General features: G+C 38.8%; 12 protein-coding genes and 1 pseudogene. All 13 read left to right on the top strand.

Annotated features, from left to right (window positions below):
* Nucleotides 1-23: 23 nt before the first annotated feature.
* Nucleotides 24-809: a WxL domain-containing protein gene (locus KJS37_RS04280; protein WP_213496034.1), complete on the top strand. Its 786-nt coding sequence runs from the start codon at nt 24-26 to the stop codon at nt 807-809.
* 35 nt (nt 810-844) lie between these two features.
* A complete protein-coding gene (locus KJS37_RS04285) occupies nt 845-1,558 on the top strand; it encodes a WxL domain-containing protein (RefSeq protein ID WP_213496035.1) in 714 nt (237 codons plus the stop codon).
* A 189-nt stretch (nt 1,559-1,747) separates the two neighbouring features.
* Nucleotides 1,748-2,877: pseudogene (locus tag KJS37_RS04290) on the top strand (WxLIP family cell surface protein).
* 63 nt (nt 2,878-2,940) lie between these two features.
* On the top strand, nt 2,941-3,753 hold the full coding sequence (locus tag KJS37_RS04295; RefSeq protein WP_244851334.1) for a DUF916 domain-containing protein: 813 nt from the start codon (nt 2,941-2,943) through the stop codon (nt 3,751-3,753).
* A 213-nt stretch (nt 3,754-3,966) separates the two neighbouring features.
* Nucleotides 3,967-4,536, top strand: coding sequence for a hypothetical protein (locus tag KJS37_RS04300; protein WP_213496036.1), 570 nt, complete (start codon nt 3,967-3,969; stop codon nt 4,534-4,536).
* Nucleotides 4,537-4,548: 12 nt separating this feature from the next.
* Complete coding sequence (locus KJS37_RS04305) at nt 4,549-6,576, top strand: autotransporter outer membrane beta-barrel domain-containing protein (protein ID WP_213496037.1); 2,028 nt, start codon at nt 4,549-4,551, stop codon at nt 6,574-6,576.
* 33 nt (nt 6,577-6,609) lie between these two features.
* A complete protein-coding gene (locus KJS37_RS04310) occupies nt 6,610-7,701 on the top strand; it encodes a WxL domain-containing protein (protein WP_213496221.1) in 1,092 nt (363 codons plus the stop codon).
* 85 nt (nt 7,702-7,786) lie between these two features.
* Nucleotides 7,787-8,689 carry an alpha/beta hydrolase gene (locus KJS37_RS04315; RefSeq protein WP_244851338.1) on the top strand — a complete coding sequence of 301 codons (903 nt, stop codon included), beginning with the start codon at nt 7,787-7,789 and terminating at the stop codon, nt 8,687-8,689.
* Between the two features lie 24 nt (nt 8,690-8,713).
* Nucleotides 8,714-9,115 carry a hypothetical protein gene (locus KJS37_RS04320; RefSeq protein WP_086582876.1) on the top strand — a complete coding sequence of 134 codons (402 nt, stop codon included), beginning with the start codon at nt 8,714-8,716 and terminating at the stop codon, nt 9,113-9,115.
* A 119-nt stretch (nt 9,116-9,234) separates the two neighbouring features.
* Nucleotides 9,235-10,971, top strand: a complete 1,737-nt coding sequence (locus tag KJS37_RS04325; protein ID WP_213496039.1) for a ribonuclease J — start codon at nt 9,235-9,237, stop codon at nt 10,969-10,971.
* 135 nt (nt 10,972-11,106) lie between these two features.
* Nucleotides 11,107-12,429 carry a TrkH family potassium uptake protein gene (locus tag KJS37_RS04330; RefSeq protein WP_017369239.1) on the top strand — a complete coding sequence of 441 codons (1,323 nt, stop codon included), beginning with the start codon at nt 11,107-11,109 and terminating at the stop codon, nt 12,427-12,429.
* Between the two features lies 1 nt (nt 12,430).
* The gene (locus KJS37_RS04335) at nt 12,431-13,084 is read left to right on the top strand and encodes a potassium channel family protein (protein ID WP_017369238.1); all 654 of its coding nucleotides are present in this window, start codon (nt 12,431-12,433) and stop codon (nt 13,082-13,084) included.
* Between the two features lie 89 nt (nt 13,085-13,173).
* Nucleotides 13,174-14,730 (top strand): signal recognition particle protein, encoded by a 1,557-nt coding sequence (gene ffh, locus KJS37_RS04340; protein ID WP_096369295.1) that lies wholly within the window; start codon nt 13,174-13,176, stop codon nt 14,728-14,730.
* Nucleotides 14,731-14,736 lie beyond the last annotated feature (6 nt).

The following is a 14,736-nucleotide window of genomic DNA, read 5'->3' on the forward strand; positions in this document are numbered from 1 at the left end:
CTGGTTGATGAAAGGCAGGTAGAATGAAAAAAGAACTCGTATATAGTACAAGCTTGATTCTGGCTGCGACAGTCTGCGCTATTACTTCAGAAAGTATTACAGCTGATTCTGTAAATTACTCATCGTTTGGTCAAGTTGGTTTTGTTGCTGGAAACGAGATAACGCCTCCTGTCAGTCCAGGCCCAGAAGAACCAGGAAAGCCGGTTTCTCCTGTATGGCCTGGAGGAGTTACACCACCACCAGGAACGTCGGGACCTCTATCCATAGATTATGCTTCATCGTTTGATTTTGGAATTAATAATATTTCCACTCAAGATAAAATTTACTATGCAAAGTCGCAAAAGTATGCAGATTCGACATTGGAAACACCAAATTATATCCAAATTACCGATAATCGCGGAACGACAGCAGGGTGGACTTTAAAAGTTCGAGAAGTAGCCCAATTTCACCAAGAAAACGCAGCGGCAAAACATCCAGTTTTAGAAGGTGCAATGCTTTCTTTAGTCCATCCCAAAGCAGTTTCCTTGAACGAGGGTACGCCGCCAACCGCACAAGAAGTACTTGATCTTGTTCCTGAAAAAGAAACCGTAGTGGCAACAGCTGTAAAAGGTGCTGGTGCGGGTACATGGATTATACGATGGGGGAATGAACTTGTAGCACAAGATACACTGAACCAAGCGGAACAAAGTGTCAAAGAGAACTTTAGTAAGGATGTTCAGCTTTTTGTTCCGGGAAAAACGGTTAAAGATGCGGCTTCCTACACCACACAACTGAATTGGATTCTTTCTGAACTTCCTCAGAATGGTTGAAATCATACAAAAATAAAGAATAAGGAAAAATAAAAATGAAAACTAAAAAGATTATTTCACTCGCAGCACTTGCTTTAGTTGCTTCATCTACTGGAGTATCAACAGTCTTTGCAGCTGACGGAGGAGTGTATAACTCTGACAGTACAATTACTTATACTCCAGCAAGTGGCCCAACTGCTCCAGTTGATCCAGGTAACCCAGGAATTACAGTTGATCCTGAAGGTCCAAAAAATCCTGGAACTGATGGTCCTCTCTCAATTGATTATGCGTCGAATTTTAATTTTGGTACGCAAGAAATCACTTCTGCTGATAAAACATATTTTGCAGCAGCAACAACACTTACGGATAAAACAACACGTCCAAACTGGGTCCAAGTTACAGATAATCGTGGAACACTTGCAGGTTGGTCCCTTTCTCTTCAAGCCTCAGAATTTACAAACGGAAAAACAGGTACAGGTTCTGTATTGAGTGGTGCTACTTTGAAACTTGAAAATGGTCATATTGTTTCAGCTTCAGATGCAGCAGCAGACAAATCAGTAGCTTCTGTAACTTTAACACCAGGAACTTCATCAGGAACAATTCTTGGCGCTACTGCCGGTAAAGGTGCAGGTACAAACTTACTTGTGTGGGGAGATGATACAACTAAGGCTTCTTCTGTTTCACTAGCGGTCCCAGGTAAAACAACAAAATTAGCTGATACTTATAAATCAACCCTAACGTGGACATTGACAGATACTCCAGCAAATTAAGTTCTTTAACTTTATGAGCAGCTTTTATGTGAAAGCACAAAAGGAAGATACATATCAAGTAAAGGCGAAACTCACAGCATTGTAAATTTTTCAAAGAATTATATTTCCCTCTCGCAAGAGAGGGAAATAAGGCATTATTTATAAAATTATTATTTATCTTCAAAATATCATAATCGAGGTTATACAAAAATGAAAAACTTAAAAAAATGGGTCGCTCTTACAGTTGCACTAACAGGAATGGTTGCCTTTGGCAAACCAGCTTTTGCCAATCAGTTTAACTTTAGCGTGAAAGCAATTCTTCCGGAAAATCAGGCAAGTAAGGCATCATATTTCGATATTCTTATGGCACCAGGGCAAGAACAGACACTTTCTGTAGAATTGAGCAATTCAACGGACAAAACAGTTACTGTTGAGCAAGGTTTAGCAAGTGCAACTACCAATCTAAACGGGGTCGTAGAATATTCGCCAAATAAAATCAAGCCCGATGCTTCATTAAAATATAATATGAAGGACTATGTCAAACTTGATCAAGAAATTGTCCTAGCTCCCAAAACGACAAAAACTGTAAAAATCAATGCAAAGATGCCCAATTCAGCTTTTAAAGGCTATATGGCTGGCGGATTGACGTATAAGGAAAAGTCAAGTGAGGACAAAACAACAGACACTAAGGGAATCAGTATTCAAAATGAATATGCTTATGTGGTTGCACTTTTAATGAGTCAATCTCAAGATAAAGTAAAGCCAGATTTGAAACTGACAAAAGTTTCTCCTGGTCAAGTTAACTATCGCAATGTCATCAATGCCAACTTACAAAACCCAACAACGGGCTATCTCAATCAAATGCAGCTATCCGCAACAGTTAAGGGACTGGATAATCCGAAGATTGAGTATAAATCAAGCAAAGAAATGATGCAGATGGCGCCAAATTCTAACTTTGACTATCCTATTTCTCTAAATGGTGAGAAATTGCAAGCAGGAAAATATCAAATCAAAATGCTGGTACATGGTCAAAAGATGAGAACGGCAAATATCTTGTTAAAGACGATAAAGGAAATGAAACAAGATATAGATATGAATGGACTTTCACAAAAGATTTCGAAATCGCAGCGGACAAAGCGCGTGAGCTTAATAAAAAAGATGTGACCATAAAAGAAGATAATTCTTGGATGAAATGGTTAATCCTTGCCTTAATTCTCTTACTTTTGATCTTTATTCTCTTCTTTATCCTTTGGAAACGTCGTAAGAAAGAAGAAGACGAAAAAGCGGCTCGTATTGCTGAGCTTGAGCAAAAATTAAATGAAAAAGAGAATAATAACTAAAAAATATTGGCAGTTTTTGATGCTTGATAGTCTAGCTGGGATGTAAGAAGAGAGGTGAAATAAATGCAAAAAAAAATCATCACACATTCACTTTTATTTTTTGTAATATTTCTGTGCGTGATAACAAGTGGAAAAAATGTCCTTGCTCAAGATATTGGTGGTGCAGATTTTTCTGCCCGCCCGATACTTGAAAAACACCAGACAAATGATAAGACAGGCTACTGGTGGCTTGATGTGCAACCTGGCGAAGAAATTAATTTAGAAATTCAGATAAATAATGGCAAGCAGAAAAATACTTTTGACATTACTTCAAATCAAGCTGTTACCAATCCGAACTTCGTGATAGACTATAGTTTAAAAAAAGAGGAAGCTCATAAGTATCTCTCTAGTACGAAACTGTTCGATTTTTATAATAATGTATTCATTGGTGATAGTAAGAAACCTGGCAGTAAAACCATTGTTTTACAAGCGGGAGAATCTAAGAAAATACCAATCAAAATTAAGATCCCTGATTCTTGGAAGAACAATATTTCGATAGGAGGAATCAATGTTACCCGCCGGGCCACAGAGGAAGAGAAAGGGCAAAGTTTAGTGAATATTTATAGCTCAGCTTTTGCGTTGATTCTTCAATCGGGCAGGCAAGACGATTCCTTTTCAGTTTCCTTATCTGCAGCTGATTTGAAAACGGATGAACAGTCTATTCGGCTTCAAAATTACAAAAATACTCTGCAAGAAAAAACAAAACTTCAGGCAACGATAAAAGATCAAAAAGGCATATTATACTCAAGTTTAGATTATAGCTCGGGAACGATTGTTCCCTATGCCAAAATTGACTTACCGCTAAATGTAAAAAAAAGAACTAAAAAAAGGGAATGAGTATGAACTGAGTATTAGGGCGACCAAAGAGGATAAAACTTTAAAGGAGACCTATCTTCTCAAAGTTGACGATAAAGGAAAGGTCCAGGTTACATCAGAGCTTACACCGCAAAAAAATAAAAGCTTTCCATTAATAATGCTTAGTCTAGCTGCTTTAGTAATAGGCGGAGCAGGAATAATAATTTATGTAACAAAGAAAAGAAAGGTAAAAAAATGAAAGGGAAAATGAGAATCCTCATCCTAATGTCCTTGATGACTAGTGCTATTTGGCAACAACACAGTACTCAGGCAGATACAGAGATAGACAAGGATAGTGGCACTGCAAATACCTATATTACTGTTACTGCACCCACAACTGATAATCTCTACCTTACACAAGCTCCAGACTTTAACTTTGCAAATACGGAAGCTTCTACAAAAGGTTCTATAACGACAGGAGGTACAGTTCCTTATAGTATAGTTAATATCACGGGGAATGCAAACGGATATAATTTGCAACAGAAAATTAGTGATTTCACAGGAACTATTGATGGTCAAGCAACAACGTTACCACTAAAATTCTTCAAAATTACTGTTGCTGACAATGCTTCGGGTACTATAAAAGGGAGTAATGCAGTCAACATTTTGGGGCAAGCAGGGCGTATTTTGACAGGGCAAACAAATGCTCAAGGAAATCAAAGCAGTGGAGCTGCAACTGCTGAAATTCAGTTGGATATAACTCAAACCATAAAACCCGGCGCTTACCAAGCTACGCTTACTAATACACTCGTACAAGGTTTATAAGGAAATAATTTTATGAAAATAAATAAAAAATATATCACTCCACTCTTGATAGCGGGTACGATTTTGACCTTAACAGTAGTAGGAGAAAAGGCAGATGCGGCAGTATTGACGGGCAATGTGGATACTTCTGGTGCAGTTACAGGGACGGCCGGTGCAACATATTACAGTACGAATAGCTGGAAGGACATGCTGGATACCTATCAGTCTGTCACTCCAACAGCTGCTTCCAATAATACGGTCTTCTTTAACATTGTTGGCGATGTTCAAGGTGAATCCTCTATTGGTGGATACGGCTATTCAAATACTGGCAATACCAATAACGGAGTTTCCATTGTAAATGGGAAAAGCTTATCCATAAATGGTAATGGTCACACACTTTATTTGGATTCTGATACCAACTATACAACTCCTGGTTCAGGAAGTGGTGCTGGTGCCGGTTATATCCGCGGCCCATTTCGTGTCCCCAATGCAGGGGTAAGTGAAGCAACAGTTCTACAAATCAAAAATGCATCAATTACAAATAATATAACTGGTGGCATCTTTCAATCCGTTGGCACAGGCGGTTCAGCACCAACTTTTATCTATGAGGATGTAAAAGTAAGTAATGGAACAGCACGTTATGCTGCTCAACCGATTCGCAATGATAATGGAAGAATATTATTTTATGGTACAAATGAGTTTAATATACAGCAAGATCATAGTATGAACAGTGTTGGACTTTTAGGTGCTGATAACCAAGGCGAATGGATACAAGGTGGAAAATGGGTTGAAGTTGTTACAGGAACAACAACACTTAATCAAACCTGGGGCTATGATCAGCCTTTCTATACATATAATAATAATTCTCATACAATGAAGGTAGCAGATGGGGCGCATATGGTTTGGAATCTGAATGACACCTATACCATGTATTATGATGATGGAAATAGTGGGCCAATGGTTTGGGATATTGGCAATGATGCTTCCTTTGATATTCTAGGAACGGCGGCTACAGCTTCACGATACAGTGGTGGTTGGTTTATGTGGATTGCAAATAATTCGTGGACTGTAAATGTGGGAAATAATGCAAGGCTTGCTGTCTCAACAGGAGGAGGGAGTATCAATCTTAACGAGTTTCAAGGTACGAAAGTTATTCGGTGGAATATTGGACAAGATGCAACGGTACTTTTGAATAATCTAAGAACATCTGGCAGCCTTGTTACAGGGGAACCAGGTTCCGGAAGTGGCATCACGCTTAATGATCCTAAAGCTTTTGTTTTGAATACGCAAGGAGGTGTGGTATTTGATTCGACTGTTAATAGGAATAACAATTTTCCGCTTACAATATCAGGGAATGGATTAAGAACACACGCTTCAACAGTAACGGCACCATTAGACCCAAATCAATTGGACTTAATAACGCCCAATCAGAATAACCTAGCAAGTAATGATATCTGGTACAGACAAAACACAGGAACAATTACTGGACTGGGAGCGACGGCAAGCTCGGCTTTAACTCCAAATAACTATACTGCGGCAGATTTGAATGCTTTAAAAAATGCCAAATATATATCATGGTACCAACCCACCGGTTATTGGATGGATGCAGCTAAATCATCCATGGCAAGAAGTTTTAATATCTCTTTAAATCCAAATGATAGCAATGGTACACCAGCTGATAGCTCTTGGTCAAATTTAATCAATGGAAATGAGACACAAACATTGGTAGTAGGGGATGATCGAGGACAAGCGCCAAACTTTAATCTTTCGGTAACAATGATGCAAAATAATTTTGCAGATAATATCGACTATTATTGGAGTAATCCTGCCAACCCAGCTGATAGCAAAACTTTAGGTACGGGCTTGGCTGTGTCTATCGCCTCAGTCACCTCAGATACAAGTTTACCTTCATTTATTTCGATGGCTAATGCAGGACAAAATTATACATTGACTGCTCCTAAAACGGCAGGAATAAAAATTAAAGCTAAAAATACACTACTGAAACAAACAGGAACACCATCTGGTATCTTTAAATATACCATCGCAGATGGACCAGCATAGGAGGAGAGGAAAAAAATGAAACGATTTTTTATAATGGGTGTAGTTCTGTCCGTAGCTCTTCCAAGCATGTTTGCAGTTAATAGGGTATCAGCAGCAGTGCCGGTTATTGCACCTAAGGCAACAATAACGATTACTCAAAAGCTTATAGCAGGAAATATTATTCTCTCAGAAAGTATGGCAAAAACGCTCACTGAAAGCCAACTTCAATCTTTGATGGAAGTAAAGGGGCAAGACTTAACAGGCCTAAAGCTTGACGGAAATACTTTAGCGACTGCCAATGCCGGGCTAGATGGTAAAGATTATATTGATATTTCAGTTACGTGGTCAACGACAAATAAAACAGCACAAGCGCATCTTGTCGTTGTTTCTGATGATGCAACCATCTCCTCTGATCGTCAGAAAGCGATCAATGCATACCCGGTAACTTTAGGGCAGGATATCGCTAATACGATTGGAGCAAACAGTGATCAGACAACACTTGATTATTATACGCAAGCAAAAGCTTATCATTCTGATGGAGCAGTTAGTTCAGCAGCTTTAGAGGATTCTGCTGCATACTTTACTGCCTTGAAGAATGCTCAATCTAATGACAATATTGATGTGACTTATAATTTTTCGAGCACAGATAAAAGCATTTCAAAAACTGTTGCCATATCTATCTTTACAGGGAGCCTGAATTTTACCAGTGCGCCATCTACAATGGATTTTGGACAGCTAAAAGTTAAAAATAGTAATGTGGTTGATTTTCCTGCCTATAATCAGGATCTTGTAGTTACTGATACAAGACAAAGCAACAAGAATACAGGATGGACAATGTTTGTAAAAGAAAGTCAGTCCTTAGTCCAAGTTGATGCTACAGGTACACCAATCAGTGGTGGTCGCTCACTGGCCGGGACTTTATTCTTTAGTGCTGATGGTAGCAACCATACCGTGATTTCATCAAGTAATGCTCAAGTACAAAGTCAGCCAAGTGGCACGAATGGTGGAACCTTTAATCTCAGCCAAAATTGGGGGAGTACAACGAAAAAAGGACTTTATCTTGATGTACCTGTGACTCAACAATATGCAGCTAAATATAAAGGTAAACTGACATGGACATTGTCTGATGTTCCGGGTAACAAATAGAAAGAAAAAGGAGATTTTAACTCTCTTTTTTTTATGGATAAGAAAACAATTAAAGTTGTCACGCAAGTCATGTTATAATAGGCTCATGTTAACTTTTTTAATACTAGTGCTAGTTCTCATTTTTTTAGTTCTTATTGTTAGCTTAGGGCTGTTCATGTTTATTGAAAATAAAAATCGCAGTATTTGGATTCAACAGCCCCAAAGCAATGATCCTCTTTATCCTGAATGGTATGCTTTTATGCAAGCCAAAAAAGAAGAGTGGTATTTACAGACACACGATGATTTAACCCTTAAGGCGTGGTATTTACCAGCTGAAAAATCGACCAATAAGACTGTTTTATTGGCAAATGGGTATAAATCTGTCCGAGACAGATATGGTGCTTTTGGTTGGCTCTTTCATGAGCTGGGCTACAATGTCCTTATGCCAGACTATCGTGCAGGTGCAAAGAGTCCAGGGAACTTCATTGGTTTTGGATGGTTAGATCGCAAAGATAACACAGGCTGGATTAAACAGATTATCGAGAAAAATCCAAAAAGTGAAATCGCAATGTTTGGCATTTCGATGGGAGCCTCTGCAACAATGATGCTTTCGGGGGAAGACTTGCCTGAACATGTTAAGTGTTTTATTGAAGACTGTGGTTATGATACGGTTTGGAACGAGTTGGCTCATAAAGCAAAGCATGATTATCATTTGCCACAATTTCCGCTGATTCACCTCCTTTCTTTTTGGTCTAAACTTTTTGCGGGGTACGATTGGAAGGAAGCCTCGTCAATTACGCAATTAAATAAAAATACGAAGCCGTTCCTCTTTATTCATGGGGATCAGGATACTTTTGTTCCCATGGAAATGGTGTACCGAAACTATGATGCTACACGGGGGCCAAAAGAAATATATATTGCAAAAGGCGGTCGACATGTGCGGTCTTACGAAATAGATAAAGAAAAATATCGCGAAGTAGTAGCAAACTTTTTAAAGACTTATTTTTAATTGAAAGAAAATCGAGGAGGTGTGATGTACATAAGCGCAGAGGAAATAGAGGACTACATAGCACAGTCGCCTAATCCACAACTTTTAAGACAAGTTACGCAGTTGGTTAAGACAGTGTTTCCAGATGAAAACTTGCGTTATTTTGATAATGGAAGAACTTTTTCCGCTCTCGCTTTGGGAGCAAATCCTCATCCAAGTCCAGGATATGAAGAAGCGGGTATGCTTAATATTTCTGCTCAAAAAAATTATGTTGCGCTCTATTTTTATGGAAGTAATGTGACTTTACAGGAGCGATTTCCAAAGTCAGTTATAGGACGAGGTTGTTTGCGGATTAAAAATCAAAAGTTTTTCGCAAAATACGAAGAAGATATACGGGAAAGCTTAAAAATGTTAAGTAACGATAAACCGCATGATATGAGGGATTGACGAATATTTGATTGATTTTTTGCTTGCTTTGAGTTATACTTATAGTAAGTATTCTCGGTAGGGATTGGAATGCCAATCCCTTTTATTACGAAATAAGAAAGGTTTTAATTAATAAATAAATGGCAGATATAAAAATTACACCCTTAGGCGGTGTACGCGAATTTGGTAAAAATATGTACTTAGCAGAGGTGAACGAACAAATCTTCGTTCTCGATGCTGGTCTGAAATATGCAGACAGTGATATGCTAGGAATTGACTTTGTTATTCCAGATATTGATTATTTAGTTGAAAATGCTGATCGCGTTGCAGGGATTTTCTTGACACATGGTCATGCTGACTCGATTGGCGCATTACCTTATATTGTCTCAGAATTACGCGTTCCTGTATTTGGAAGTGAGCTAACGATTGAACTTGCGAAGATTAATGTGCGCAATTATGATGGCAGCAAGAAGTTTAAGGATTTCCACGTGGTCAACGAAGAAACAGAAATTGATTTTGGTCAAGCTGTAATTTCCTTCTTTTCAACAACACATACGATTCCAGAATCCATGGGGATTGTCATTGGCACAGACTCTGGTAACATCGTGTATACAGGTGATTTCCGTTTTGATCCAGCAGTTGCTCCTGGTTACCGTACAAATATGCGCCGTCTTGCAGAAATAGGAAGCAGTAAAGTTCTTGCTTTACTTTCAAGCTCGCCAAATGCTTTGTCAACAGTTCAATCTGCAAGTGAGCATGAAATCTATGAAAAAATCTTTGATACAATTGATGAAGCACAAGGTCGTGTCATCATTGCTTGTAATGCGGGGAATCTCGGGCGCATCCAACAGGTCGTTGATGCAGCAATCAAGCTTGGACGCCATATCGTCTTTACTGGTCAAGATATGGACCAAATTGTCGAGACAGCAACACGTTTGAAAAAGTTGCAAATTGAAGATAAAAAAGCAATCATTAAACCAAATGAAATCAGTAAATATGCTGATGAGGAGCTTGTCATCATTGAAACAGGACGCATGGGTGAACCCTTAAAAGTTCTCGGTGATATGGCACACAAACGTCATAAATGGGTGAAAATCAAAGAAGGTGATGTAGCGTTTGCTGTAACAACTCCTTCAGTAGCTTATGAAACATTAGTGGCACGCATTGAAAATGACGTTTATCGTGCAGGTGGTGTGATGAAGATGCTGGGCGGGGATTTAAAAGTTTCCGGTCATGCCAATGCACGTGATTTGCAATTTATGATTGATATTTTACGACCTAAAAATCTTATTCCCATTCAAGGGGAGTACCGTGAGTTACGTGCACATGCTGAATTAGCCATGGAAATGGGCATGCTTCCAGAGCATATCTTTATCGCGAAAAAAGGTGAATCTGTTTCATTCAACAAAAAAGACGAAATGATTCCTGCAGGTGTCGTACCAGCTGAAAATGTTATGATTGATGGCTCAGGTATTGGTGACATTGGTTCTGTCGTTTTACGGGATCGTAAAGTTCTGTCAGAAGATGGCATCTTCATTGCTGTTATTACTATTAGTAAGAGCGACCGTAAGATTATCAGTCAAACACGTGTGCACACACGCGGTTTTGTCTATGTCAAAACATCACGTGATTTGATGAAAGATGCCGGAAATCTGGTCAACGAAACGGTTGAAAAATATCTTGCAGGAACGACTTTTGATTGGTCAGAACTTAAGGGTGCTATTCGTGATGCTCTTGGTAAATTCCTTTACAACCAAACACGTCGTAAACCAGTTGTTCTTCCTGTCGTGATGGAAGCTCGTACCCCACAAGAATTAACACGTCGTTATAAGAGCAATAAAAAGAAAGCAAATAAACCCGCTGAAAAGTCGGAATAAGACTTTTTGAAGAGGGAGTTTGCTTAAGAACGTTGAAAAATTATCATATAGTAAAGGCCTGTCTTTTGCTATATTTTTTTGATAATGGCAAGTTCTCAAAGCATAGTAACTACAGGAGAGTAAAGCAAGCGGCTTATGCAGAAAAATTTAAAAAAATTAACAGCTTTGCAGATTATTTTTATCGCCTTTTTGACCCTTGTCATTGTGGGTGGGACACTGTTGAGCTTACCCATCTCCTCCAAAACAGGACAATTTACTCATCCTGTTGATGCACTCTTTACAGCAGTATCAGCAACTTGTGTTACAGGTCTAACAGTCATTGATACAAGTGCACACTGGTCGCTTTTTGGCCAAGTTATTTTACTCCTGTTGATTGAAATTGGTGGATTAGGATTTATGACTTTGGTTGTCAGTATCTTTTTGCTGCTCAACCAGAAGATGTCGCTGAAGTCTCGTTTGATTATTCAAGAATCTTACAGCCTATCTGATATTAGCTCAGGTGTGCGTGTTGTTACCAATGTTTTAATCATTTCTTTTCTCATTCAATTTTGTGGAAGTGTTCTCTTGTCCTTTGCTTTTGTACCAAAGTTTGGACTGATTAAAGGTTTGTGGTACAGTGTGTTCCATGCAATATCGGCTTATTGTAATGCTGGCTTTGATTTGTTTGGTAATTCGCTCATGCTTTATGAACATTCTCCTTATGTCTTAATGGTCATTGCTTCAATGATTGTATGCGGAAGTTTAGGTTTTATCGTTATGATGGACTTGCTGAACTATAAAAAGCAAAGAAAATTGTCTTTACATACACGTTTGGCATTGACAACAACGACTTTTCTCATCTTTGGTGGCATGATACTCTTTTTAATCTCTGACTTTGAAAGTGTAAGTAATAATCCAGCTATTTTTACCATGCAGAGTTTATTCTTATCCATTTCTCAGAGAACTGCGGGTTTTTCTATCCAAGAGTACAACTTATTCAGTCAAGCCAGTATCTTTTTGACCATCATGCTGATGATTATCGGTGGTACATCCGGCTCAACAGCCGGTGGTTTAAAAACTACAACAATTGGTGTTTTAGCACTTAATGTTCGCTCAATCATTAAACGTGACAAGCACACAAGTTTTAAAAATAGAACAATTCCACAAAGTGTTGTCAAACAAGCTTATGAGTCTGTTTTTCTCTATTTCTTTATGATGGTTATTGCAACGTTTGCCTTGCTCTTAACCAATCCAAAATTCCGAGTGGATCAACTTTTGTTTGAAGTTATTTCTGCTCTATCGACCGTGGGATTAAGTATGGGAGTAACTCCTGGACTTAATGTCCCAGGGAAGATTATCGTAGGTATTCTTATGTTTATCGGACGCGTTGGCGTCTTTACAATTATTTATTCTCTGAATGCTAAAGACAGTCATGAGTCACTTTATAAATACCCTGAAGAAAAGGTAATGGTAGGTTAATATGAAATCATTTGTTGTTATAGGTCTGGGACGCTTTGGCTCAGCGGTTGCGAAAACAATCGCCGAAACAGAGGCAGATTTACTCGTGATTGACCAGAATGAAGATCGTGTCAATCTTTTTAAGGATATGGTTCCTAATGCCATCATTGCTGATGCAAAAGATGAACGTGTCTTAGATGAGATAGGTATTCAAGATTTTGATGTTGCTATTGTAGCTATCGGTGAAGACATCCAATCATCTGTACTTGTTACTATGTTGGCAAAAGATGCTGGAGTACCTCAAGTAATCACCAAGGCTGTAGATAAAAATCATTATCGCCTTTTGGAAAAAATTGGCGCCGATCGTGTGGTTCTTCCCGAAGTCGAAATGGGACGCAAGATTGCTGAAAGTTTAATCTTTGAGAACATCAGTAATGTCGTGGATATTGCTGAGAATATTGAGTTCGCAGAAGTAAAAGTCTGCTCACGTAAAATGAATAACCGGGTTATTTCTGAAATTGATGATTTTAATCACTATGACTTAAACATCAGTTATGTTAAGCATATCAATGGAAAAGTAGAAATAGCCTCAGGAGATACCCGACTCATGATTGGTGACTCACTCTTTGTCATTGGTCGTCCTGAAGATATCCAAAAACTTTCTGAACAAAACTAGAGCTTTTCCAACTTCTGATGGATTTAAGCCTCGGAAGAATATGATATAATAAAACTATCTGAATAAAATAATAGAACTGGAATATAAACATGGCTTTTGAAAATTTAACTGAACGTTTGCAAAATGTTTTTAAGAATTTGCGCGGCAAAAAGAAAATTACAGAACAAGATGTAGCAGAAATTACGAAAGAAATACGTGTGGCCCTTCTTGAAGCCGACGTTGCTCTTCCTGTAGTGAAAAAGTTTATCAAAGCAATCCGTGAACGTGCGATTGGGACAGAAGTTTCAGAAGCATTGAATCCTGCGCAACAAATCATTTCGATTGTTAATGAAGAATTGACTGCGATTTTGGGTGGCGGTGAAGCAGAGCTGCTCAAATCACCTAAAATTCCAACAATTATCATGATGGTTGGTTTGCAAGGGGCAGGTAAAACAACTTTTGCTGGTAAACTTGCTAAAAAACTTAAAGAAGAACAAAATGCACGCCCACTGATGATTGCGGCTGACGTTTATCGTCCAGCAGCCATTGATCAATTAAAAACATTAGGTGAACAGCTTGATATTCCTGTCTATGATGAAGGAACAGCCGAAAGTCCGGTAAATATTGTTAAAAACGGTCTTGCTCAAGCACGTGAAGAGCGTAAAGACTATGTCTTGATTGATACGGCAGGTCGTCTCGAAATTGATGATAAGCTCATGAACGAGTTGCAAGAGATTAAAGCTCTTGCACAACCAACGGAAATTCTTTTGGTTGTTGATGCCATGACAGGTCAAGTTGCTGCTCAAGTCGCGAAAACTTTTGACGAAAAATTAGACATCAGTGGTGTGATTATTACCAAACTTGATGGTGATACCCGTGGGGGTGCGGCTTTATCTATTCGTGAAATTACAGGTAAGCCCATCAAATTCACTGGTACAGGTGAGAAACTAACCGACTTGGAAACTTTCTATCCTGATCGTATGAGCTCTCGTATCCTCGGTATGGGGGATATGCTGACCTTGATTGAAAAGGCTCAAGCACAGTTTGATGAAGAGCAATCGATGAAGATGGCTGAAAAGATGGCTGAAAACCGTTTTGATTACAGCGACTTTGTGGAACAGCTTGACCAAGTGACAAACATGGGCCCAATGGAAGACATTATGAAGATGATTCCGGGAATGTCACAAATGCCAGGAATTGAAAATGTTAAGGTTGATCCGAAAGATATTGCACGCAAACGTGCTATCGTACTTTCTATGACGCCAGCTGAGCGTCAATTGGAAGTCGAACTTTCACCCGCTCGTCGTCGACGTATTGCTGCTGGTTCAGGAAATAGTTTTATCGAGGTTAACAAGTTCATCAAGCAATTCAATCAGTCTAAAGACATGATGCAAGGTATTATGAATGGCGATATGAACTCAATGATGCAACAGATGATGGGTGGCGCTGGCGGCAAAATGCCAAACATGAAGAATATGCCTGGTGGTATGCCAGACATGTCTTCTCTAGGAGACTTGCAAGGTCTTATGGGAGGAGGAGCACCTTCCGGAACACCTGATATGAGTTCTATGTTTGGTGGAGGTCTCAAAGGGAAAGCTACCCAATTTGCCATGAAACAAGCCATGAAACGGGCACAGAAAAAAATGAAAAAAGGTAAAAAGAAATAAAATATC

This window comes from Lactococcus formosensis (genome assembly GCF_018403745.1).
Lineage (GTDB): Bacteria > Bacillota > Bacilli > Lactobacillales > Streptococcaceae > Lactococcus > Lactococcus formosensis.